The organism is Exiguobacterium sp. s128 (assembly GCF_018618815.1).
GTDB classification, from domain to species: Bacteria; Bacillota; Bacilli; order Exiguobacteriales; family Exiguobacteriaceae; genus Exiguobacterium_A; species Exiguobacterium_A antarcticum.
In genome coordinates this window covers 13,389-37,143 of sequence record NZ_JACSMT010000023.1, presented here as the reverse complement: position 1 = coordinate 37,143, position 23,755 = coordinate 13,389, and the positions used below count along the sequence as shown (strand labels likewise).

Sequence of the window (23,755 nt, the reverse complement as noted above, 5' to 3'; positions counted from 1 at the left end):
GGATTGATCGTGTCTGCTCTTATCTGTAAAGGAAAAGATTCCTTTAGGAAGTAGCACCTTCCGCTGCTTGCGGGGTTGCTGAAGTGTCTTCGGGCCATTCCCTCGACTTCTCTTGATAAGAATTATTGGAATTATCGTACACTTTTTAGCAGAGTAAAGCAACCATTAAACCCTGTTTTCCAATCGGAATTAAAAACAGCGATAAAAAAGGACGAGAGCTGGGCTCTCATCCTCGTTGTCTTAATATGGGGCAACAAACGTTGATTCCTCGATGGGTGCTACCTCGCCGCGGATCCGATCATAAAACTTCGCAAGCGTGACGCTGAAATAAGGTCCAACCCAGAGGAAGGCAATTCCGATGGTGATCAAGCCGAGCAGGAACCAACCAATGAATGAGAGGACGAGCATAAAGGCTTCCATCTTATGGCCATCCATCATTTGGCGTGAACGGGTGATCGCATCCAAAATTCCAATCGACGGCTCGTCGCGTAGGATGTAGAACGTCAACAGATACGAAAACGACTTGATGATTCCGGGAACGATTAACAGTAAGAACCACAATCCAAGAAGAATACCTTGAACAATTGAAAGACCAACTGCTTTCAAGAAAATTTTATACGGTTCGAATAAATCAACGATTTTTGCGTCTTCTTTACGGGAGACAGACATTGCGAGCCATGCCCAACCGATCGCAAGCGGTAGGAGAAGTATGCTTAGCACAAATCCAATCAAATCGATGAACTGAAAGTCTTCGTTAGGATCAGAAGAAAAGGCAGTTGGAATCATTTGAATGATAAGAAACAGTAAAAACATAAGTGCCATGAAGACCCAACGTCCACTGAGTGCCTCACGTGCGGATAATTTTAATTCTTTTATCATGGAGATCCTCCTCAAAATAAGTTCTACTCCTATTTACGGCTAATCGCACAAGGAGTTTCAGTTATTTTCAGGATTTCCCTGTTTTTAACTGATTCAGGCGGGCTTTCTCAAGCTGACGCTGACAGGCCGTATAAAGTGAACGGCGACCGTCCAGTCGTTCCATCGCAAACGGAATATTATATTTTTTCGCTTGCGCAATGACATGTGCTGACGCAGCATGGGAGACACGACTCGTGATAACGACGATGGCATCGGTCTTTTTAGCCAGGCTGGCGATTTTCTTAGCCGACTGGGCGTCTCCCGCAAGATGAATCAATTCGATTCCTGTCTCGGCGAAAAAGGTCCGGTAGACGGGCGCCTGTTGTTCATTCCCGACGATGACGAGACGCATTCCTTCAAAAGATGCAAAATCAAGTGGCTTCTTATCGATGAAGTCGATTGGTTGTCCCGGTAAAGAAGTCGTGACGAGTGGCGCAATCGATTGTTGCTTTTTTTCACGGATCTGACGGACTTGTCGTGCTTTTTTGATGTTTGGTTTTCGTTTCATTTGTTTGGCGTAACGACCGGTAGATTTCTTTGATTCTGGTGTCACGATCACTTCGGTGGTTGAACCTGCTCGTTTCGTATCCTGTGACGAGCTCAACGGCTGGACGATCGGTTCTTCATATTGAAAGGCATACTTCCAAACAATCGTCAGCGTTTCCGGATGACCTTTCCACATGACAAGATCGACGAGTTGTCCTTCCTTCAATTGAAAGAATCGCATGTCTTCCACCGGTGTTGCGTAATAAAACGGTTTCCCCGTCTCATCCTTCAACGGTCCTTCGACTGTCGACTCGATGATACCGTGATTCTTGACGATACATTTCTCGAAGACAATTCGTTCCTCAAGCGTCTTCATTTGATCGGTTGCGATGACGGCGAGCACTTCCAGTGACGTCCGGCGGTGATCTTGATGGCTGATTTGTACACGGACTTCCATCCCATGCTCAAGATTCCACTGACGGATCTCTTTTTCGGAGATATGACTGTTCGGCCATTCCCGTAACGAGCCTCCTTTCAGCTCACGGACAAACGTGTACGTGTATCGTTGCTCGAAGGTCGGTTCCGCTACTTCCCGCTTCTGACTGAGTAATGGTGCCGGTTCATCCTTTACCGGTTCGACAAGTCCGGATTGATTCTTGCGTGGTGTGTAATAACGCGATAGTTGGATCCATTCGTCGATTCCCCGGATTTCCTCGAGCAGCAACTCCCAGTCTTCTGCCGTTTCAACAATCTGTAATTTACTTGCGACCAAATCTTTCGCTCGCTCCATGATCTGTTGCATCATTTTCAACAACCCCTTTGCTTTTTTTCAACTATAGCAAGTGAGTTTAGCCAAGGTTGGTCTAAAAATGACCCGGTATTTTTTTGTTTAAGGTTCACGTTTAATTTCGATTGACGGATCACCCAGGCGGTATTTTTCGACGGCAACAATCAAAATCGTGATGATGACAAGTAAGAACCAGGAGGAGAGTTTACCGAAGTCGACCAGTTCCCAGCCTTCCTCCTGATTCGGATAAACCCATCCCTTAAAAAACGTCACGATGTTTTCTGCCAGCCAGATGAACCAGGCAATCAAACCGAACGACAGGACAAGCGGCATCCGGTAGACGGTCTCATTCAGGCGGTAATAGACCCAGGATTTTAAGAAGACCAGTGCAACCAGTCCCATCAACATCCAGCGGAAATCAAGTAACCAGTGATGGGTAAAAAAATTCAAGTAGACTAAGAGACCTATCACTAAGGCGAGTGCAGGACGTGGAAACGCGGTGACACGGAGATCAAACCGGCGGAAAGCTTGGCAGATGTAGCTCGCGACACTGGCATACATGAAGCCGGCATAGAGCGGAACACCCATAACTTTGCTCCACGCTTCTTCCGGATAACTCCAGGAACCGACCTGGACCTTGAACAATTCAAGACCTAAACCAATCGCATGGAAGATTAAGATCAGTTTAAACTCTTCTTTTGTTTCATACCGTGTCACGAGCAAAACAATTTGCACGATGAGACACCAGAGCAGCAACAAATCATAACGGGCAATCGGTTCAGACGGCAGATAACGGGATGTTGCAAGCGCAAAGAAAATCGCGACCGGGAAGACACAACAGATGGCTTCAAGATATGTAAAACGGATGAAATGCCGAATTTTCTGCAAGACGACGCCCCCTTTTCCTTAGTATACGGATACGACATCCCCATTCCCTCCATCTAAAGATGGAAAATATCGGATTCGCTTCGATTTTGTTCACAAACATGATACAGTTAATGAATCAATTTTAATCTAGAAGTGAGGTGTTATCCGTAAATGATGCAGACCCTTCAAACGTCTTGGCTGTTACGTTCCGTCTTAAAATGGGCATTGTTCTTATTTGGTCTTTTTCTACTTGCCGTCGGTTCATCGATGATGATCACGGCACAACTTGGCGTCTCGACGTGGGACGTTCTTCACCTTGGTCTCCAAAATAAAACACCGTTTTCCGTCGGGACGATCATCCTCCTTGTCGGCTTGTTGTTGGTATTCGTCAAGTATTTGCTCGACCGGATCACCCCGCAGGTCGGCACGCTCGTCAATGCGATTTTCGTCGGGGTGTTCATGAACTTAGTCCTCGGTTCCGGTCTCTTACCCTCCTTTTCATCCGTTTGGCAAAATACGCTTTGGCTGATCACTGGTATCTTCATCATTGGAATCGGTGCGGGGCTTTATGTCGCTGTCGGGTATGGCGCCGGACCCCGTGACGGACTGACCTTGACGCTTGCTGAGCGATTTGGAACGTCGATCCGGATGATGCGGACGTTCATGGAAATCACTGCCTGCGGAATCGGTTGGTTACTCGGTGGACCGGTCTTCTTCGGGACGATTTTATCCATTTTCTTGATCGGTCCGTTTCTGCAGTTTTGGTTAGGTCATTTCCGGCGGATGATTGCCGCGATTGATGCCGGGACGACTCCTCGGAAACAACAAAAAATCAGTTAAGTCGGTTGACTCGGATACCCTTTCACTTGAAACGGTATCTTTTTTGCGTCGATCAAGCATATTCGTTGCAACAGTGAAACAGACGCGTTATATTCGTTTACATATCAATCTTTGATACGTCAAGGATTTTTCGAACGAAGGGAAGGATGTGATGAACTTGAGTATTTCCTGTACTGAAAAAGGACGGCTGATTTATGCACTCGTCTCCGTCAATAAGACGATTGCTCAAAAATTCGATCTCTGTACGGACGGCTTTAGCCAAACCCGGATGGACTTATTAGCCCAACTCGAGGTCGACACGACGATTAGTCAAAAAGAGTTACAGCAACGGGTCAACGTCGATAATGCAGCTGTGACACGACACTTAAAGCATCTTGAAACGAACGGCATGATTGAACGTGTCCGTTCCGCAACAGATAACCGCGTCATTCTCGTTTCGTTGACGCCAGAAGGCGCAACCCGGATCACCCGGTTACGTGAGCAAAAAGATGACTTCCTCGAGCAGTTGCTTGAAGGATTCACGGCAGACGAACAACACCAGCTTACACAGATGATGCAACGGATTGAAACGAATGCCCTCACTTTACCTAAAACAACCGTTAATTAAAAAGGAGACTTTCAAATGACTACACAAACTACGACTGATTTCATGGAAATCGTTAAAGGACGCCGCTCAATCCGTAACTACGACACAAACGTCAAGATTTCAAAAGAAGAGATGACACAAATCCTTGAAGAAGCGACACTTGCTCCATCTTCTGTCAACATGCAGCCATGGCGTTTCCTCGTCATCGACAGTGCTGAAGGTAAAGCGACACTCGCTCCACTTGCGAAATTCAACCAGGTCCAAGTCGAGACGTCGTCTGCCGTCATCGCTGTCTTCGGTGATATGAATGCGGTCGACCAACTTGAAAACATTTATGATACAGCCGTCGCACAAGGACTCATGCCGCAAGATGTCCGCGACCGTCAAGTACCTGCGATTCAAGGCATGTATGAAAGTGTACCAGCCAGCGCACTGAGAGACAGCATCTTAATCGACTCAGGTCTCGTCTCGATGCAATTGATGCTCGTTGCCCGGGCACACGGTTATGATACGAACCCAATCGGCGGCTACGAGAAAGAGCAAATCGCAGAAGCATTCGGCATGGATAAAGACCGTTACGTACCGGTCATGCTTTTATCAATCGGGAAAGCCGTCGACGCAGGATACCCATCAGTCCGTCTGCCGATCAACGACATCACAGACTGGAAATAAGTACGACGTAACTCAAAAAAAATAGAGATCAGATAAAAGGGAGATTATTACTATGACAACTCAAACAACTACAGACTTTATGGAAATCGTTAAAGGACGCCGCTCAATCCGTAACTACGACACAAACGTCAAGATTTCAAAAGAAGAGATGACACACATCCTTGAAGAAGCGACACTTGCTCCATCTTCTGTCAACATGCAGCCATGGCGCTTCCTCGTCATCGACAGCGCAGAAGGTAAAGCGACACTCGCTCCACTTGCGAAGTTCAACCAGGTCCAAGTCGAGACGTCATCTGCTGTCATCGCCGTCTTCGGTGACATGAATGCCGTCGACAGCATCGATACCATCTACGATATGGCAGTTGAAAAAGGCTTAATGCCACAAGATGTCCGCGATCGCCAAGTACCGGCTATCAAAGGCTTCTACAGCCCGGAAGATACGGATACACTTCGTGACAGCATCCTGATCGATTCAGGTCTTGTCTCGATGCAATTGATGCTCGTCGCGCGTGCGCACGGCTATGACACAAATCCGATCGGCGGCTACGAAAAAGATCAAATCGCTGAAGCCTTCGGTATGGATAAAGACCGTTACCTTCCTGTCATGCTCCTTTCCATCGGAAAAGCAGTTGACGCTGGTTACCCATCGGTTCGTCTGCCGATCAACGACATCACAGACTGGAAATAATCGTTTTCGAACTCCGGATTCCTCAACAGGAATCCGTTTTTTTGTATACTGACGAAAAGGAGCTGGTCAAATGATGTATGATGTGACGATTATCGGTGCCGGCGTCGCTGGCATCTTTTTGGCACATGAACTGATGGAACAGGGTCAGACGGTCCTGTTGATTGATGCCGGAAAACGACTTGAACAACGGACCAAGCAAGAAGCCTATCTTGGTTTTGGCGGTCTCGGGAAATCGGAAGGGAAATACAACTATTCTGCTGGATTTGGAGGCGAACTTGCCGAAAAGCTTGGACCGAAGACAACGCTCCGCTTGATGCAACAAGTCGATGCACTCTTGTGTCGCTACGGGGCAAATGAAGTTGAATTGTACTCCACGTCCAATCCCGTTCTAGCTGATCGGGCAAAAGTGGCCGGTCTTGAGACGATCGAAACGACGGTCCGGCATTTAGGAAGCGCACTATCGGAACGGATTTTAAGACGGCTCGAAGCCGCAATTCACCAACACGTCACCTTTCGTTTTGAGACGGTTGTTGCGACAATCGAACAACAAGCGGACGGATTTTTGCTCACGACTGAACACGAAACATTTTCGAGTCAACGCGTCGTCTTCGCGACCGGACGCTCCGGTACTGCGTGGATGCAGGAGCAACTTCAGGCATTAGGTCTGGCTCAAAGCAAAACCCGTCTCGACCTCGGCATCCGGATCGAGATGGAAGAAACGGCATTCCGAACGTTGTTACAGGATACGTTCGAAACAAAACTGGCTTATGCGTCAGCAGCAGGGACCGCCGTTACATACTGCATGAATCCGAAAGGACGGATCATCCGAAAACATCAGGAAGGTCTGATCATGCCGGACGGGCAAAACTTCCGCGAACAGGATTCCGGTACGACCAACTTGAACTTTACACTGTTTTTACCCCGCTATTTTGCGACACTCGAAGAAGCGAATCATTATGCCGCTTCCGTCATTGGAAAAATCAATCAAGGGACGGACCGGATTGTCGTGCAACGACTCGGGGATTTGCGGACCGGTCGTTCGACGCAGTCAGGTGCTCTCACCGAAAACAAAGTGCGCCCGACACTTGCAGCGACAGCGGGTAATCTGATCGAGGAAGTCCCGGGCACAGACATCACGGTCTTGTTGGAGTTCCTGAAACGACTTGAGCAGTTGCTTGAGACGCCTCTCTCAAACGACACACTGCTGTATGGAATGGACGGAAAATTTTATGCTCCGATGCTGTCGACGTCCGTTACCTTTGAGACGGACATCCCGGGACTGTATGCAATCGGCGATTGTTCCGGTGTGACGCACTCGCTGTCGCAAGCCGCTGCGAGCGGACTCCACCTCGGACAACACCTGACACAAAAACAGCCGTCCTAAGAGATAAGTTCTCTTGAGACGGCTGGTTGAACGTGTAGGGTACTTTATTTTTTAAACGCTTCATACACCTTCAACTGTTTACCTTTGACTTTCGTCGTCTTCATCGCCCGCAGGACGAGCGGGCCTTTTCCGTTCAGAATTTCCACGTACGTGACGGTATCCTGAATCGTGATGATTCCGATGTCTTGAGCGGTCATGCCTTCGATTTTCGCAATCGTTCCGACAAAATCAACGGCACGCAGTTTCTTTTTCTTCCCGCCGTTAAAATACAGCTTCATGATATCCGCATTAAGCTGCTCTGTTTTTGACGCCCGGACATCTGCCGTCGTGATTTTTTCTTCAAAGGCATCTGCCGTCCGAATCAATTCCCGTTCAGTCGGTGCCTGGCGTTTTTCAATCGCCTCACCCCGGTATTGTTCGACTTCACGCAGACGACGCATGTCCGACTCTGTCACTAAACTGATGGCTTTTCCGAGTGCACCGGCACGCCCTGTCCGACCTGTCCGGTGAACATAACTTTCTTTTTCGACCGGCATATCGTATTGGATGACATGGGTGATGTTTTCGATATCAATCCCCCGTGCTGCGACATCCGTCGCGACGAGATAACGGAATTCACCTGCTCGGAACGCTTTCATGACGGCAAGACGCTCATCCTGTTCCATACCACCATGAATTTTTTCGACCGGATACTCCATCGCGGTTAATCCTTGTGCGACAAAATCGACATGTTCTTTTGTCCGGCAGAAAATCATGCAACGGTCTGGATTTTCAACGACCGTGACATCTTTCAGGATGGCGAACTTCGTTTTGTCGGTCACAGAAATATAACTGTGTTCGATTTCTGCGATTTCGGTTGCCTTCGTCATGATTTCGACTTCCTTTGGTGCCTGCATGTAGCGGTCACTTAACTGATGAATATCTTGCGGGAACGTCGCTGAGAACAACATCGTCGTCCGTTGCTTCGGTAATTGCTTCAAAATCGTATCGACTTGATCGAGGAAGCCCATATTAAGCATCTCGTCCGCTTCATCAAGGACGAGGTATTTGACCTTCTCAAGCGATAATGTCCCCCGCTCTAAATGATCGAGGACACGACCTGGTGTACCGACGACGATGTGCGTCTTTTGTTTGAGTTCCGCGACTTGACCTCGGAATGGCTGTTTACCGAAGACAGCCGTCGCCTTGATGCGTTTATAACGTCCGATGTTCATGACGTCTTCCGTGACTTGCAGCGCAAGTTCGCGGGTTGGTGTCAAAATCAACGCTTGTGGTTTATTTTCTTCCCACTCGATCAGTTCACAAAGCGGAATCCCGAACGATGCCGTTTTCCCGCTACCGGTCCGTGATTTGACGATGATATCTTTTTCGGATAAGGCGACCGGGATGACCGCTTGCTGGACATCGGTCGGTGTATGGTAACCGAGCTGTTCGATTGCTTCTAGGATGGGTGCACTGAGTTGAAAATCGGTGAATGGTTTTTTAGACATAAGAATACCTCATTTATTTTTATAGTTTAATTTGAAATGTAGAATGATGTGTCAGGCATTAGACGTGACCTCTCATTATGCGCTACTTTCGACAGGACGTCAAAAGAGCTTCCCGTCAACTGACGGGAAGCTCGACTTGCTTATTTTGCTGCGACTGTATCTTTTTTGATCTGTTTACTACGTAATTGACCGCAGGCAGCATCAATATCCGTACCGTGCTCAAGACGTACCCCACAGTTCAGACCGTTCTTTTTCAACGTATCATAAAACGCCGAGATGTCTTCCGACGTACTCCGTTGGTATTGACCATGCTCGTCGACCGGATTGTATGGAATCAAGTTGACGTACGTCAAATGACGTTTGTCTTCGAACAGTTTCGCAAGCTCGATCGCTTGGGCTTTTTGGTCATTGACACCACGTAAGAGGATGTACTCAATCGTGATTTTCCGGTTCGTCGTCTTGACGTAGTAATCGATGGCCGGCATCAATTTCTCGAGCGGAATCGCACGGTTGATTTTCATGATTTGTGTCCGCAGTTCGTTGTTTGGCGCGTGAAGCGAAATCGCCAAGTTGACTTGAAGTTTTAAATCGGCGAATTTGTAGATCTTGTCTGCAAGTCCACTTGTCGAGACCGTGATGTGACGCGCACCGATCGCAAGACCGTTGTGGTCCTTGATGACGTTCAAGAAATCGACCATGTTGTCGAAGTTATCGAACGGCTCACCGATACCCATGACGACGACGTGGCTGACACGTTCTTCTTTACCGACGGCATCGAGATGATGTTGGACGTTCATGATTTGCTCGACGATTTCTCCAGCCGAGAGATCGCGGCTCTTCTTGATCAAGCCACTGGCACAGAAACTACAGCCGATGTTGCAACCGACTTGTGTCGTGACACAGACAGACAAGCCGTACTTGTGACGCATCAAGACTGTTTCAATCAAACTACCATCGTACAATTTAAAGAGGAACTTGATCGTTCCATCTGCCGATTCCTGTTTGACGGATTCTGTCATCGAATTAATCGCAAAACTCTGATCTAACAACTCAAGGCAATCCTTGTTGACATTCGTCATTTCAGCGAAAGTAGTGACACGTTTACGATACAACCAATCCCATACTTGTTTCGCACGGAACGGTTTGTGACCTTGATGCGATAACCATTCTGTCATCTGCTCAATTGTTAATCCATAAATGGACGGTTTATTCATTAGTGAGACCTCATTTCTTTTTCCAGAACTATAACATTCCTTTATCTTAGTAAAAATCGAGCACTTACGCAACGTTCAAATCCTAAATGTTCACTTTCTGTAGATTTCCACGTTCTCTTTTGCTTGTTTTCTGATTCGATTGTGTCAGATCGACAAACTTCGTTTCCGAAAACCCAAAAACGCACTTGCGTTAAAAAACAGACTGATTCCCGTAAGGATCGACAGGTGCAGAAATAAATCACCCGTCCCTTCTAATAACTGCTGTGTATTAAAAAGACTGAAAATCGAACCATAGCGCATCCAATCCATTTTTTCACTCAATCCTGCCCCAATCGTCAAGACAATCGATAGTACAAGCACACCACCCGCAATCGAAAAGGCACGCCGCTCATCGTCAAACAAGGTCGCGACGAACAGGGTGAAGCCACCAATCGCATAGAGCAAGAACAGCGCATTCACTTGAAAGCGGACCAGGGTCATCCCATCAATCGAAACACCGGCAACGAACCAGTCCGCTAGCAGCAAGACAAACGTATTGAATAATACAAGGCATGTACTGGCAATCATCATCACGATCATCGCAGACGCAGTATATTGATGGCGTGTAATCGGCGCAGCCAAGTATAAAATCAGTTCCCCGTTGTCGATCGGTCGGGCCAGCAGGCGCGCCGCAAGGGATAACAAGAACAGGGAGGCAATGATTTGAAAGATCAATCCGTAATAATTACCGCCCAGTAAATCCAAGACGTTATCAAACCCGGTCACCTTGTCATACTGAAAGGCTTTTAAGACTTCCGGTGGCAACGCTTGAAGTTTCGCTTCGAGCAGACCACTCTTCATCATCGATGGATACAGTGCCGCAAGCATCAATAAATACAGACTCGTTCCAATGGCATACGCTGTAATCGGTTTTCCGTTATGCTTCAATAACGACCAAATGATGGTCATCATGGTGATTCCTCCTCACTATAATAATGTAAGAAGACGTGTTCCAAGTCATCCGCGGAAGAGTGAATCGTCCGCACATCATACTCCGTCAAGAAACGGATGACTTGATTTAAGGTCAATTGCTTCGTCGTCACAAAAGACACCTGATTCTGCATCCGTTCACTTCCGATTTGTCTGGCGAATTGTTCCGCATGTGCCCCTAACCCAAATTCAATCGTGTATTGTTTTCGACTCGACCGGACAAGCTCGTGAATATCGGCTTCGATGATGAGTCGTCCTTCTTTGATAAGGGCAGCCCGGTCACACGATTTTTCCATCTCCGGAAAATGGTGTGAACTCATTAAAATCGCTTTCCCCTGTTGTCGTTCTTCATCAATCAAGGCTAAGAAACGTTCCTGCATCAACGGATCAAGTCCACTCGTCGGTTCATCGAGCAGATAGACCGGTGCATCTTTCATGAAGCAGCCGACTAATGCCAGTTTCTGTTTCATCCCTTTCGACATCTTTCGAATTTTCGTTTTCGTCTCAAACGGAAAACGTTCCAACAATTCCAATTGACGTTCCGGTTTACTGTGATGTAATTTCTGCATCAAGTGTAGAATTTGCTCGCCTGTAAAATCACCAGGTAAATTGATTTCTCCTGGTAAGTAACCGACGATTCGTTTTACATCTTCTGTTTGGTTCCAGCAATCATAACCACCGATCGTCGCGTGACCGGAGTCCGCTCGAATCAAACCCATCAGTTGCCGGATCGCCGTTGACTTCCCCGCTCCGTTCGGTCCGATGAAACCAAATACCATCCCCGGTTCCACCGAAAAACTGACATCAAACAAACCTCGTTTCGGTGCAAATTCCTTCGTCACATGTTCCAAATGAATCATCCGAATCGCCTCACTTTTTTGGGAGATCACCGTTAGTACCTTATACCCGTTTTGGCACTTCTTGGGACAGACCGGTCCGATAAATGACAAATCGTTCGTCGTGATTTTTTTCAAACAATTCCTTTAAACGAACTTCTTCAATTTGTTCAAATACCGTTTGATGCTCTAAATAATACCGGTACTCATCTGCCGGATAATAAAGGATAAGATCGACCGGACGTGGATGCCGCTCGACAGACATCAGAATCTGGTCGACGACCTTCATAAATATTTGAATCGAAAATGGATTAAAAAAATAGCATGTCGTGACGTCATCCGGAATCGAATACGCTTCCGCATACGTATGTTCAAAACGAATGCTCCCCCGCCGCTTTTTCATCTTTTTCGTGTACGCCATCTGATTCGCAAGCGCATCCTCGTAAAACTGACCATTCATCTCAATTCCGATGACGGAACAATCAAACCGATCATGCAAGTAAAAATTCAACCGTCCTTTTCCGCACCCAAAATCAATCACCGTATCGGTCTGGTCAAACGGATAGACGGCACATAATTCCTCGAGTGCCGCGTAAGGAGTCGGCTCGTAACGGTTGTAGTGGCTGAAGGCGTTATAGAGATGTTGGACTTCGATCGTCTTGATGTGTAGACGTGCTTCATAATCTTGTTCATTCATAATGATGGATTCCTTCTTTCAAGCATTGTTGTTTCCATCGTACTATACTTAAAAGGTACACAATTCGATAAAAGGGGATGTTTTTATGATCGTCGTGACGAACCGGATCAAAGTCAAAAAAGGAATGGCTGCTGCACTCGCACCACGCTTTACTCGCCCAAGTGGTCTTGACTCGATGAAGGGATTTGTTCGTGTCGAAGTTTTACTGACTCAAGGTCTCGAAGAACACGATGAAATGAACGTCAACATGTACTGGGAAGACATGAAGGATTTTGAAGCATGGCGGAACAGTGATGATTTTAAAGAGTCCCATAAACGTCCTGCTCCGTCAGACGGCAAACAAGAAGAATCTCCGATGCTTGGAAGTGAAATCATCACCTACGAAGTCGCTTCCGTCAAAGAACGGACTTCTGCTTCTTCTTGATCCCACCTACTGAAAACCTTGCGTCCATTCTGGATTCAGGGTTTTTCTGTCTTCACTCCAAAAGACCCTCCACTATATTGATATGGGTGTAAATTGTATGTAATACCATTATTTGTTATCATAAGTCCAACACAGAAAGAGAGAGGACTTATCATGCTGAATTCATTGTCTATTTTCGAACAGGCCATTCGGACTTTACCGATTGACCGCCCTCTGACACGTCAGGATTTATGCGTGGACAGTTTTTTATTACAACAGGATCAGGGTTTATCCGTCTATTATTCACCGATCGGCGAATACATCAATCATTCTGCGAAAATCGTCTTCATTGGAATCACACCCGGATTTGAACAGATGCGAATTGCTTACGAAGAAGCCGCTGACGCCTTTCATCATGGTGCGACAATCGAGGAAACGTCGAAAATCGTCAAATACAGTGCCAGTTTTGCTGGTCCGATGCGTCGTAATTTGACAATGATGTTGGATGAGCTCGAATTAAATCGTCTACTAAAGATTCCTTCCACAGCAACCTTATTTCATACAGATCAGGAACTGTTGCACACGACTTCGATTCTGAGACATCCTGTTTTTTACCGGGATAAAAATTATACGGGACATCAACCGAAAATCGACCGGACCCCCCTTCTGCAACATTACGCGTATGAACATTTTGCCGCTGAGCTGAATCAGTTACCCCATCCGGTCATCCTCGTTCCGTTTGGACGTGTTGTCGAGTCTACGGTCCGGACATTACTGCATCAAGGGCGCATCAAAAAACATACCGTATTATTTGGTTTCCCTCACCCTTCCGGTGCAAACGGACACCGAAAGCGACAGTTTGAAGAAAATAAAGATTATTTACTGAAGCAGTTGACGTCCTACTTCAATATTTAACAAACAGACTTGAAACTATTTTCTGAAATATGATAAAGTTTTCTTATGAAAAGAATATGACTATTCTATCGATGAGGTAGAGGCGCGGTCTCAAAAAGTATTTGGTCTGAGGATGACAACAAAGACGATCAAAGAAAGGTGATGCCGCCGAAGTATCGTCATGTGTCAGACTTGACGATGCTGGTCGAATTGGGAAATACCCGTTCGATTGCCATACGTATGTTGTATGGAGCGCTCCAATTCGGCTAAGAAAGACGCATCCAGCAAGGGTGTCGGCTTTGTTGCCGGTGCCCTTGCTTTTTTGTATGCAATGGGTCTCATCTTCTAAAAAAAGAGGAGGAACCACAACCATGGTCAACTATTCAGATTCCATCGTCGCGCTTGCGCCGGCGGTCATCGCCATCGTCTTGGCGATCGTCACACGAAAGGTCGTCATCTCACTCGGTGTCGGGATTTTAATCGGTGCGTTACTGCTTCATCGTTTTAATCCAATCGACACGGTCGTTTATCTCGGCAAAAACATCTTCAGTCTGTTTTGGGCAGATGGTGCATTAAATGAATGGAACGTCTTATTACTCGTTTTCTTACTTTTACTGGGTGTCTTATCGACATTGATTCAAACATCCGGTGGTGCTCGTGCCTTCGGCGAATGGGCAACGACCCACGTCAAGACGGCACGTGGTGCACGTCTCGCCGCTTTTGGTTTAGGGATCTTAATCTTTATTGATGATTACTTCAACAGTCTTGCTGTCGGAAACGTCAGTCGCCCGTTGACGGACCGTCGTGGTGTCTCGCGTGCCAAACTGGCTTATATCATCGATTCCACTGCTGCACCGGTCTGTGTCATCAGTCCATTATCGAGTTGGGGTGCGTTCATCATCTCGATCATCGCCGGGATCTTAACGACACATTCGATCACTGATTATTCGGCGTTTAGTGCCTTCATGATGATCGTGCCGTTAAACTTCTATGCCATCTTTGCTTTATTACTGACACTTTACATCGCCTATACCGGGATTGCTGTTGGACCGATGCGGACGCACGAGTTACGTGCACTTCAAGGTGAATTGTTTGATACAAACAAAGGAACACCGATGGGCATGGCAGAAGAAGTCAAGGAACACGATGGTGGAAAAGTCCGTGACTTAGTTGTTCCGATTGTCGTGTTAGTCATCGCAACCGTCACTGCTCTTCTGTGGACAGGTGCTCAAGCCTTAGCTGCTGACGATCGTCCCTTCACATTGATCGGTGCGTTCGAAGCGACCGATGTCACACGTTCGCTCGTTGCTGGTGTCGTCATCAGTTTAGTGGTTGCCTTCTTGATGTTGATCGGCCGGAAGATTCCGGCACGTGAGTATCGCATCAGCATCTGGGCTGGAATGAGATCCATGTGGCCAGCCGTCGTCATCCTGTTGTTCGCCTGGACCATCATTGCCGTCATCGGTGACATGAAGACCGGCGACTATCTCGCAAGTTTCGTCAGCAAATCAATTCCTGCTTCCTATCTGCCGTTCCTGTTGTTCTTGATCGCGAGTATCATGGCATTCTCAACCGGAACGAGTTGGGGAACATTCGGTATCATGTTACCGATCGGTGCTGACCTCATCATGGCGGTTGAGCCGAGTCTGTTGCTACCAACGCTTGCAGCTGTCCTTGCCGGATCAGTCTTCGGTGACCACTGTTCGCCGATTTCCGATACGACGATTCTCAGCTCGACCGGTGCCGGATCCCACCACATCGATCACGTCACGACACAATTGCCGTATGCGTTGATTGGTGCAGCAACGTCGGCTGTCGGGTACCTTATGCTCGGTGTCACCGGTTCGTCTGTCTTCGGATTCATCGGTGCGCTTGTCGCCTTCATGATTTTCCTCGTCATGTTGAACGTGCTGTCACGACGCGGTGAAGTCCCGTCGCAACTTCGTTCTGAATAAACCAAGCCTGTTAAACTGTTTCCATTCAAAAGCCGGACCCGATTAAAAAATCGGATCCGGCTTTTTTACATGAATTTTGGTTATTGCTGGAACCGGATCAAACCATCAACGCACAGACTTCGTTCGCAAACGCGACCGGATCTTCAATTGGTAATCCTTCCATCAATAACGCTTGTTGGTACATCAATTTCGTATACCGTTCGAATTTCGGACGATCTGCTGCATACGCTGCTTCGATTGCTTTGAAGACGTCATGTGACGTATTCAGTTCGAGGATCTTCACCGCTGCGACATCTTGATTGTTCGGCATCGCCTTAAGGATTTTCTCCATTTCAATCGATACGGCACCATCTGTCGCGAAGCAAACCGGATGTGATTTCAAGCGCGACGATGCTTTGACTTCTTTGACTTGTCCCGCCAGTACGTCCTGCATCGCTGTAAACATCTCGACTTGTGTCTCTGTCGTTTCTGCCTGGTCCGTTTGCTCGATGCCAAGATCACTGCTCGTCACGGACTTAAATTCTTTTCCGTCGTAGTTGAGAAGCATCTGAATCGCAAACTCATCAATCTCTTCCGTAAAATAGAGGATATCGAATCCTTTGTCCTTGACGAGCTCTGATTGTGGCAGCTTATCCAACCGATCCGTGCTTTCTCCTGACGCATAATAAATATACTTCTGCTCTTCCGGCATCGCTGCGACGTATTCTGCGAGCGTCACTAATTTTTTCTCTTTTGCCGAATGGAACAAGACGAGTTCTTTTACGCTGTCCTTGTGCATTCCGTAATCGTTATAGATGCCAAACTTCAGTTGACGGCCAAAGGCTTGGTAAAACGTCTCGTATTTCTCCCGGTCGTCACGAAGTAATGCCTCGAGTTGTGTTTTGATTTTGCTTTGGATGTTCTTCGCAATTAATTTTAACTGACGGTCGTGCTGCAACATTTCGCGCGAGATGTTGAGCGACAAGTCTTCTGAATCGACCATTCCTTTGACGAAACTGAAATGATCCGGCAACAGATCACTGCATTTTTCCATGATCAAGACACCGTTCGCATACAGTTCGAGTCCCTTTTCGAACTCTTTCGAATAGTAATCAAACGACGGTTGCTCGGGAATGAACAAAATTGATTGATACCGGACGGCGCCATCCGCACTAATATGGATATGTTTGACTGGTGTATCGAATCCATACCGTTTTTCTTGATAGAAGTTGACATAGTCTTCATCCGTCAGTTCCCGTTTGTTTTTTCGCCAGATCGGGATCATGCTGTTGACTGTCTTCATGACCGTCACGTCTTCTGTTTCGTCCGATCCTTCGACCGGGCGCTGTTCCGTTTCTTCCATCTCGATCGGATAGCGGATGAAATCCGAGTACTTTTTGATGATACTCCGAAGACGGTACGGCTCTAAGTATTCATCGTAGTTCTCTTCTTCTTCGTTTGCTTTGATATGAAGTGTGATGTCCGTTCCGACTGTTTCTTTGTCGACCTCTTCGATCGTGTACCCGTCTATTCCGTGCGACTCCCACTTATAGGCGACGTCACTGCCAAACGGTTTCGTCACGACGGTCACGGTATCAGCGACCATGAAGGCGGAATAAAAACCGACTCCGAACTGCCCGATGATGTCATGGCCGTCTTTTGATTCGTTTTCCGCTTTAAAGGCAAGCGAACCACTTTTCGCAATCGTTCCGAGGTTTTCTTCCAGCTCTTCTTTTGTCATCCCGATTCCTGTGTCACGTAAAATCAGTTGACGTGTTTCTTTGTTCGGCTCAATCGTAATCTTGTAGGCTTCTTTGTCAAACGTCATCGTCTCGTCCGTCAACGCCTTATAATAAATCTTGTCCATTGCATCACTGGCGTTCGAAATCAACTCACGTAAAAAGATTTCCTTATGTGTGTAGATGGAATGAATCATCATTTCGAGCAATCGTTTAGATTCTGCTTTGAATTGTTTCGTTTCCATGTTCGATACCCCCTGTTGTTTTTAGCACTCAAGTCATTAGAGTGCTAATTCACTTCCATTATTACGGATATGAAAAAGGCTGTCAATCCTTCACCTCATAGAATTGATTCAATTTTTTGCGTACCTCCCGTCCAATCTCATGTAATCCTTTCGTCGACCCATATGTTCCGTGACTGACCCCCTTCTCATCGACACGACTGCCCAGACCTATAAACTGTTCACTCGGTTTAAAGTGTAGTCCGATGACCGGGATACATAATTCAGCCGAATAACCAAATTCGACGATTGCATCCGGATAATTGGTGACGGTTACCGGTGCTTGCCACGTGATGCTTGGATCCAAACTCCGAAACCTCTCCGTGTGTTCACGTCCTAATAAAATGATGCCATGCAGAGAAAACAGATGCAGCAACTTCTTGAAAAAGGTTTGACCGAATGCTGTCTGTTCGAGATCCTGCCGCATCGCGATCGTCCCCATGTAGCGTCTTGTCGGAAACGGGAAAAAATCCGTGTGGATCACGGGGAGCAGGGACGTGTCATACAAGGACGCACCAAACCCGTTTAGAAAACCTTCCAGTTTGCCACCCTGTTCTTTTCCGAACCATGTCTTGTAGACGTCCTTTTGCTGAAAATAACGGTTATAGTTCCCGATGGTTTGGTCATAATATCTGTCGTTTTGGTAAGTACTTAAGGATACTCCCGACTCGCGTAAAAAGAAGGGACCGGTTGTATCGTAACGCATCGTCCCGTCTTTTTTTAAGAACTGTCCCGCCGAAGGATTGGTCGCCACCGTCAACCAGCTTGTTTTCGTCGCGTCGCCAAACCATAAGACAGGAGTAGTCCCCTCAATCAATTCGTTTTTCATCGGTCCATTCTCTAACTCGATTTGATGCTGAACGGCTTCCGCCAATAATTTTTTTGCATACTTCCATTGATCTGATATCAGCGTTCTCATCCCTTTCACTTTGCGCTTTTCTGTTTTACCTGTTCCCGTTCCAGAAAAACGTTAGACACTTCGATGGGTTTATCCGCATCTGCTCAGGGAATGTTTCATAAGGTGAAGTACAAAATCGGACATTACTTATCAGGAGGAGATTTTTTATGAAACGACTTGAAAACAAAGTAGCAGTCATCACCGGATCGGCCACAGGAATCGGTCAAGCAACGGCACTTGTCTTTGCGGAGCAAGGGGCAACCGTCGTCTGTGCTGACATCGATCTTGAAAAAACACAAGCGACCGTAAAACAGATTGAGCAGGCCGGTGGAAAAGCAGAAGCCGTTCACGTCGATGTCTCACAAGTCGACAGCGTCAAACAACTCGCAGGCCATCTACAGTCTACATACGGGACGGTCGATGTTTTGTTCAACAATGCCGGGATTGATCAACAAGGCGGAAAAGTCCATGAATATCCGATCGAACTGTTTGATCAAATCATCGCCGTTGATTTACGCGGTACGTTTTTGACAAGTAGGTTCGTCATTCCGTTAATGCTGAAAAACGGCGGATCGATCATCAATACGTCATCGATGTCGGGACGGGCTGCTGACTTGAACCGTTCGGGATACAACGCGGCAAAAGGCGGAATCGCCAACTTCACGCGGGCGATGGCGATTGATTATGCCCGCGACGGCATCCGTGTCAACTCGCTTTCCCCGGGGACAATCGAAACCCCACTCATCGATACACTCGTCGGCGGGAAAGAAGACGAGCAAGGGAAACAATTCCGCGACGCCAATGCTTGGATTACACCACTCGGCCGTCTCGGTAAACCGCGCGAGATGGCGACAGTCGCCCTGTTCCTCGCGTCAGATGACAGTTCATACGTCACGGGTGAAGACATCACGGCTGACGGCGGCATCATGGCGTATACGTGGCCGGGAGAGATGTTGATCGACGATAAATGGAAAACAGACGCCGAATAAGCGATGGTTTTCCGTTCAGCACGGCCCCCATTTGTGGAGCCGTGCTTTTTTTGTTCATTTTCAAACGGTTGAAGTTTAAGAAATTCATTTCCTTTAAATATTTTGAGAATTAGTTTACCTCACTGAACTACTTTTGAATGGGAAAAATAAAGCAAAGGGGGAGAATCTATGCTGACAGAACCGATTACTTATTTGCAACGCTGTTTACAGATCCCAAGCACCAATCCACTCGACGGGGAAGAGAACTCCGCCGTGTACGTCTATGATCTCTTGACGTCTCACGGGGTTGAGACCGAATGGATCGAGGTATCACCGAAACGGATTTGCCTTGTTGCTACGATTCAGGCCGGTGCTTCTGCCATTGAACCGAAAACGATCGGCTTCTCCGGTCATCTCGATACGGTCCCGGTCAAAATCAGCGAGTGGACGACAGATCCGTTCGGAGGCAACATTGAGGACGGACGGATCTACGGACGCGGTGCCTCCGACATGAAGTCCGGTGTCATGGCGCTTGTCAGTATGATGCTTGATTTAAATACACGGACCGACTTACCAAATCACCTGAAGTTATTGATTACGTCGGATGAAGAAAACGGGATGACCGGAGCCCGCCATTTGACCGAGCGTGGTGACGCAGATGATTTAGACGCTCTGTTGATCACAGAACCGACAAGCGGTTTTCTTGGTTACGCGCAAAAAGGGGTCATCGGCGTGGAAGTGTCGTGTACGGGAAAAAGTGCCCACAGTTCTTCGCCCCAACTCGGCAAAAACGCGATTGATGATCTGTATCGTGTGATTCGAGAAATCAAATCCGATCGTTTTGCGATCACCAATCATAGTCATCCGGAACTTGGACCCGTCGTCGCTTCCATCACATCAATCACAGGCGGGGAAGGTCCCAACGTCATTCCGAGCCATGCTGCTTTTTATCTGGACATCCGGACGATTCCCGGATTTGGACGGGAACAGGTCTTGCAGGCGCTCGAAGAAGTTAACCAACGGCTGCGTCAACAGGACGACAGCTTCTCGATGGAAGTCACGATCATCAAGGACATCCCCTCCTGTGAGACCGATCGTGACGATCCATTCTTACAAATTGTTGCGGACACGATGGAATCAATCCGGCAGCAGCCGACACAGCGCGTCGCGATTCCTGGCGGGACAGACGGTGCCATGTTCAGCCAGGCCGCCCGGAGCTTCCCGATTGCGGTGGCTTCGTTCCACGATTTCCGGCTGGCCCATCAAATCGATGAGTCGATTCCCCTGTCGGAATATGCGGAAACGATCGAGTTGTGTATGCGTCTTGCGCTACATTCCTATGACTGAAAAAATCCTCCATCTGTTTAAGGGACAGATGGAGGATTTTTAAGTGTAGACACCCATTAAAGCGAGCGCTTGCCCAATATAACTCTGATCAGACGGCAGGACGTGTTTCGGTTCACCGGCAACACACCATTCGATCCGGACATGACCGAGTCGGTCGTATACGAGTTTAAACAAAAAGCCGTTATCTTGAAACGACACGACACCCGGCAACTGTTCATGCACCCGCCGAAACCGGCTTGCAAATTGATCATACTCGGAGAAGGACAGCATCATTTCATGGATAAGCATATCCTGATACAAGACTTCGATCTGCAGTGTCTCTATGATTGGATTGACCTCGACGATTTGCCAGACAAGCGTCTCATCGTATCCTACAAATGAAATCACGTGTTTCAACTCATTCACCTCTTTTCTTTGGAGTGAACATCCCAGAAATCGGGAATCTTCTTACTATAGACATCAGGGTACCGTTATCGACTCACGAAAGGAGTTTTCTTATGACCGATCAGCAAAAGACCTTACCGACAGATCAAAACGTCGATGCCTTTTTGAGTACGATCACGCCACCGATGAAACGGACGGATTGTGAGCAATTACGGCAGATTTTTGAAGAAATGACGGGTTATCCGGCCGTCATATGGGGGAACACGATGATCGGATTTGGTCACTATCATTATCGTTATTCCTCCGGACACGAAGGAGATTCATTTCTTGTCGGATTCTCGCCCCGCAAAGCGAACATCAGTCTGTATTTCGCAACAGGTCCGGAGCGGGAGCAATTCTTGGTACGTCTCGGCAAACACAAGAGTGGAAAAAGTTGCATCTCTATCAATAAACTAGCAGATATCGATCTGCTTGTCTTAAGGGAACTGATTGTCCATTCGGTCGCTTTCCTCGAAAAGACGTATCCAAAATCCTGAGGGCACTAAAAAACGTCCCCTCTTCCGCTGACTGCGAAAGAAGGGACGCTTGCTGCTTAAATCAATGTCCACTGTCTGCTGTGTCGATATGACGAATATGTTTGAGATTGACCCCGATGATGACGACAGACAGAAGAACGAATGCACTCCCGACATAAAACGGGAGGTTGGCGTTATAGATCTCAGCCAATTTACCGGCCATGAATGGCGCGATGGCTGCCCCGAGAAAACGTAAGAAACTGTATGCCGCTGACGCCGTCGAACGTTCGACCGGTGCTGCATCCATGACTGCCGTCGTAATCAAGGTGTTATTGTTCCCGAGCACGGCTCCCGCAAGAATGACACAAACGATGACGACAGCCGGTGTTTCTGTAAAGATTCCCATTAACAGTAACAGGACGGCGAACAAGAGAAGCATCAGCACCATTGCTTTGATCGTGCCGAGCCATTGTTTTAATTTCGGTGCGGTCAGAACAGACGTCAAGGCGAGCAACATTCCCCAACCGAGGAAGACGAAGCCGAGTCCTTGCGCCGGCAACTTCATGACAAATGGTGCATACGCCATGATCGTGAAGAATCCGACGTTATACAAGGCTGCGACGATCCCAAGTGTCAACAGCGAACGGTGCTTCATCGCCTGGAATGGGGCAATCAACGAAATCTTTTTCGCTGGTGTCGCCGTTGCGACTGGTTTTGGCATCAAGAATAACAAAACGAGGAACGCGATGACCATGATCGTCGCGACACCCATGAACGGGGCACGCCAGGTGATCGAACCAAGTGTTCCACCAAGCAAGGGCCCAATCGAAATACCAAGACCGACTGCCGCTTCATATAAGATGATGGCTTTCGCCGTTCCGCCGGATGAGAGGGATACGATGGCAGCAAGTGCCGTCGCGACGAACAAGGCGTTTCCGAGCCCCCAACCGCCACGCAAGGCGACGAGTGTCCAGATACTATCTGCTTGTGATGCAAAACCGGCGACAACCGCAATGACGGCAATCCCAAGCATCAGTGTTCCCTTTTGACCGATCCGAGACGAAATCGCACCGGTAATCAACATCGCAAACGCCATGACGGCATTATAGCTCGTAAATAAGAGTGTCACTTCACTTTTAGAGGCTTCTAGATTTTCGGCAATCGTCGGTAAGACCGGATTAACGAGTCCCATTCCCATGAAAGCCGTGATACTGGCAAAAAATACTGCCCATACAGCAATCGGTTGATGCAGTAAACCATGTTTGCTTTCCTCTAAGACTGTCTCAGGCGCAAGTGTCGTTGTTTTTTCAGCAAAAGCCATATAAATCCTTCTTTCTTAAATAAACTGTTTAAAGGAGTGACGGATGACGTCACCGCGACTGATGATTCCGACGAGCTTTCCGTCTTTTAGAATCGGTAATTTTTTGATTCGTTTTGCGCCAAGTGTAGCCGCAATTTCTTCCATCTCGGTCTCAACGTTGGCTGTGACGACTTTCCGGCGCGCCATGTCCATGACGGGACGCGTCAAGATGTGACGGACCCGTTCTTCGTAGTTTTTGTCATCGCCTTTGATGACGTCGACGTACAAAAACGTATCGACGATGATATCTTTATGTTTGCCGATTACTCGCATGATATCCCCATCGCTGATATAGCCGACAACTTCCTGCTGGTCGTTGACGACCGGGACCCCACTGATTCCAGACGTGATAAAACGTTCAACAACCGTCCGGATTGTATCTTGTTCGTTGACGGTAATGACCGTCTCTTTCATCGATTGATAAGCTTTCATCGGAATTCTCCTTCGTAACATGCTGTAATGGATGAGTTCTTATTAATAAGTTGCACGATACAATTAAATGACATTTATGATTGTATAATACAACTATAACCCTGTCAAGAAGCCTGCCTTTGATTGACAGAGGACAGTGTGTGCGTAATGATGAGGGCAATGAATG

The 23,755-nt window shown here is 47.4% G+C and carries 24 protein-coding genes and 2 riboswitches; of the genes, 11 read left to right on the top strand and 13 right to left on the bottom strand.

The genetic code is table 11. The features are described from left to right. Positions 1 to 16: 16 nt before the first annotated feature. Positions 17 to 122: riboswitch (SAM riboswitch) on the bottom strand. A gap of 118 nt (positions 123 to 240) precedes the next feature. The 3 genes from KNQ13_RS10035 to KNQ13_RS10025 all read right to left on the bottom strand — a co-directional run bounded on the left by KNQ13_RS10035 (position 241) and on the right by KNQ13_RS10025 (position 3,079). Next, positions 241 to 879 carry a DUF975 family protein gene (locus KNQ13_RS10035; RefSeq protein ID WP_209548330.1) on the bottom strand — a complete coding sequence of 213 codons (639 nt, stop codon included), beginning with the start codon at positions 877 to 879 and terminating at the stop codon, positions 241 to 243. Between the two features lie 67 nt (positions 880 to 946). Continuing rightward, positions 947 to 2,209, bottom strand: coding sequence for a DUF2325 domain-containing protein (locus KNQ13_RS10030; protein WP_209548329.1), 1,263 nt, complete (start codon positions 2,207 to 2,209; stop codon positions 947 to 949). An 84-nt stretch (positions 2,210 to 2,293) separates the two neighbouring features. Further along, a complete protein-coding gene (locus KNQ13_RS10025) occupies positions 2,294 to 3,079 on the bottom strand; it encodes a DUF817 domain-containing protein (protein WP_014971673.1) in 786 nt (261 codons plus the stop codon). Between the two features lie 150 nt (positions 3,080 to 3,229). Between KNQ13_RS10025 and KNQ13_RS10020 the strand changes: the two genes are divergently transcribed. From KNQ13_RS10020 to KNQ13_RS10000, 5 genes are all read left to right on the top strand, one after another. Then, complete coding sequence (locus KNQ13_RS10020) at positions 3,230 to 3,898, top strand: YczE/YyaS/YitT family protein (protein WP_014971674.1); 669 nt, start codon at positions 3,230 to 3,232, stop codon at positions 3,896 to 3,898. Between the two features lie 151 nt (positions 3,899 to 4,049). Continuing rightward, positions 4,050 to 4,505 carry a MarR family winged helix-turn-helix transcriptional regulator gene (locus KNQ13_RS10015; protein WP_034774103.1) on the top strand — a complete coding sequence of 152 codons (456 nt, stop codon included), beginning with the start codon at positions 4,050 to 4,052 and terminating at the stop codon, positions 4,503 to 4,505. Positions 4,506 to 4,520: 15 nt separating this feature from the next. Further along, on the top strand, positions 4,521 to 5,156 hold the full coding sequence (locus KNQ13_RS10010; protein ID WP_209548328.1) for a nitroreductase family protein: 636 nt from the start codon (positions 4,521 to 4,523) through the stop codon (positions 5,154 to 5,156). Positions 5,157 to 5,208: 52 nt separating this feature from the next. Beyond that, complete coding sequence (locus KNQ13_RS10005; protein ID WP_014971677.1) at positions 5,209 to 5,844, top strand: nitroreductase family protein; 636 nt, start codon at positions 5,209 to 5,211, stop codon at positions 5,842 to 5,844. A gap of 73 nt (positions 5,845 to 5,917) precedes the next feature. Continuing rightward, positions 5,918 to 7,228 (top strand): NAD(P)/FAD-dependent oxidoreductase, encoded by a 1,311-nt coding sequence (locus KNQ13_RS10000; RefSeq protein ID WP_026830453.1) that lies wholly within the window; start codon positions 5,918 to 5,920, stop codon positions 7,226 to 7,228. Between the two features lie 44 nt (positions 7,229 to 7,272). Here KNQ13_RS10000 and KNQ13_RS09995 read toward each other — a convergent pair whose 3' ends face one another. The 5 genes from KNQ13_RS09995 to KNQ13_RS09975 all read right to left on the bottom strand — a co-directional run bounded on the left by KNQ13_RS09995 (position 7,273) and on the right by KNQ13_RS09975 (position 12,434). Next, on the bottom strand, positions 7,273 to 8,718 hold the full coding sequence (locus KNQ13_RS09995; protein ID WP_014971679.1) for a DEAD/DEAH box helicase: 1,446 nt from the start codon (positions 8,716 to 8,718) through the stop codon (positions 7,273 to 7,275). Between the two features lie 140 nt (positions 8,719 to 8,858). Beyond that, positions 8,859 to 9,932 (bottom strand): dual-specificity RNA methyltransferase RlmN, encoded by a 1,074-nt coding sequence (gene rlmN, locus KNQ13_RS09990; RefSeq protein ID WP_014971680.1) that lies wholly within the window; start codon positions 9,930 to 9,932, stop codon positions 8,859 to 8,861. Between the two features lie 144 nt (positions 9,933 to 10,076). Beyond that, entirely contained in the window at positions 10,077 to 10,883 is an 807-nt protein-coding gene (locus tag KNQ13_RS09985) for an ABC transporter permease subunit (RefSeq protein ID WP_014971681.1), read from the bottom strand. Then, complete coding sequence (locus KNQ13_RS09980) at positions 10,880 to 11,761, bottom strand: ABC transporter ATP-binding protein (protein WP_026830454.1); 882 nt, start codon at positions 11,759 to 11,761, stop codon at positions 10,880 to 10,882. The genes KNQ13_RS09985 and KNQ13_RS09980 overlap by 4 nt, the downstream gene beginning before the upstream one ends. Positions 11,762 to 11,801: 40 nt before the next feature. Next, positions 11,802 to 12,434 (bottom strand): methyltransferase, encoded by a 633-nt coding sequence (locus KNQ13_RS09975; protein ID WP_026830455.1) that lies wholly within the window; start codon positions 12,432 to 12,434, stop codon positions 11,802 to 11,804. Between the two features lie 85 nt (positions 12,435 to 12,519). Between KNQ13_RS09975 and KNQ13_RS09970 the strand changes: the two genes are divergently transcribed. The 3 genes from KNQ13_RS09970 (at position 12,520) to KNQ13_RS09960 (ending at position 15,686) form a co-directional block, all read left to right on the top strand. Beyond that, on the top strand, positions 12,520 to 12,858 hold the full coding sequence (locus tag KNQ13_RS09970; protein WP_014971684.1) for a heme oxygenase: 339 nt from the start codon (positions 12,520 to 12,522) through the stop codon (positions 12,856 to 12,858). A 153-nt stretch (positions 12,859 to 13,011) separates the two neighbouring features. After that, positions 13,012 to 13,752, top strand: a complete 741-nt coding sequence (locus tag KNQ13_RS09965) for a uracil-DNA glycosylase family protein (protein ID WP_026830456.1) — start codon at positions 13,012 to 13,014, stop codon at positions 13,750 to 13,752. A 69-nt stretch (positions 13,753 to 13,821) separates the two neighbouring features. Further along, a riboswitch (Lysine riboswitch) is annotated at positions 13,822 to 13,997 on the top strand. A gap of 105 nt (positions 13,998 to 14,102) precedes the next feature. Further along, positions 14,103 to 15,686, top strand: coding sequence for a Na+/H+ antiporter NhaC family protein (locus KNQ13_RS09960; protein WP_026830457.1), 1,584 nt, complete (start codon positions 14,103 to 14,105; stop codon positions 15,684 to 15,686). A 97-nt stretch (positions 15,687 to 15,783) separates the two neighbouring features. On the opposite strand, the gene htpG is transcribed toward KNQ13_RS09960, so the two are convergent. After that, complete coding sequence (htpG, locus tag KNQ13_RS09955; RefSeq protein ID WP_209548326.1) at positions 15,784 to 17,649, bottom strand: molecular chaperone HtpG; 1,866 nt, start codon at positions 17,647 to 17,649, stop codon at positions 15,784 to 15,786. Between the two features lie 82 nt (positions 17,650 to 17,731). Then, positions 17,732 to 18,604 carry a hypothetical protein gene (locus tag KNQ13_RS09950; RefSeq protein ID WP_026830459.1) on the bottom strand — a complete coding sequence of 291 codons (873 nt, stop codon included), beginning with the start codon at positions 18,602 to 18,604 and terminating at the stop codon, positions 17,732 to 17,734. 146 nt (positions 18,605 to 18,750) lie between these two features. Between KNQ13_RS09950 and KNQ13_RS09945 the strand changes: the two genes are divergently transcribed. Both KNQ13_RS09945 and KNQ13_RS09940 read left to right on the top strand, forming a co-directional pair. Further along, the gene (locus tag KNQ13_RS09945) at positions 18,751 to 19,572 is read left to right on the top strand and encodes an SDR family oxidoreductase (protein WP_014971689.1); all 822 of its coding nucleotides are present in this window, start codon (positions 18,751 to 18,753) and stop codon (positions 19,570 to 19,572) included. Positions 19,573 to 19,740: 168 nt separating this feature from the next. Continuing rightward, positions 19,741 to 20,898 carry an ArgE/DapE family deacylase gene (locus KNQ13_RS09940; RefSeq protein WP_026830460.1) on the top strand — a complete coding sequence of 386 codons (1,158 nt, stop codon included), beginning with the start codon at positions 19,741 to 19,743 and terminating at the stop codon, positions 20,896 to 20,898. Positions 20,899 to 20,937: 39 nt separating this feature from the next. Here the strand turns inward: KNQ13_RS09940 and KNQ13_RS09935 are convergent, their stop codons facing one another. After that, on the bottom strand, positions 20,938 to 21,285 hold the full coding sequence (locus KNQ13_RS09935) for a hypothetical protein (protein WP_236624374.1): 348 nt from the start codon (positions 21,283 to 21,285) through the stop codon (positions 20,938 to 20,940). A 110-nt stretch (positions 21,286 to 21,395) separates the two neighbouring features. On the opposite strand from KNQ13_RS09935, the gene KNQ13_RS09930 reads away from it, so the two are divergent. Continuing rightward, a complete protein-coding gene (locus KNQ13_RS09930) occupies positions 21,396 to 21,818 on the top strand; it encodes a DUF1801 domain-containing protein (protein ID WP_026830462.1) in 423 nt (140 codons plus the stop codon). A 61-nt stretch (positions 21,819 to 21,879) separates the two neighbouring features. Here the strand turns inward: KNQ13_RS09930 and KNQ13_RS09925 are convergent, their stop codons facing one another. Then, positions 21,880 to 23,118, bottom strand: coding sequence for an MFS transporter (locus KNQ13_RS09925; protein WP_026830463.1), 1,239 nt, complete (start codon positions 23,116 to 23,118; stop codon positions 21,880 to 21,882). A gap of 15 nt (positions 23,119 to 23,133) precedes the next feature. Next, positions 23,134 to 23,589, bottom strand: a complete 456-nt coding sequence (locus KNQ13_RS09920; RefSeq protein WP_014971694.1) for a CBS domain-containing protein — start codon at positions 23,587 to 23,589, stop codon at positions 23,134 to 23,136. Positions 23,590 to 23,755 lie beyond the last annotated feature (166 nt).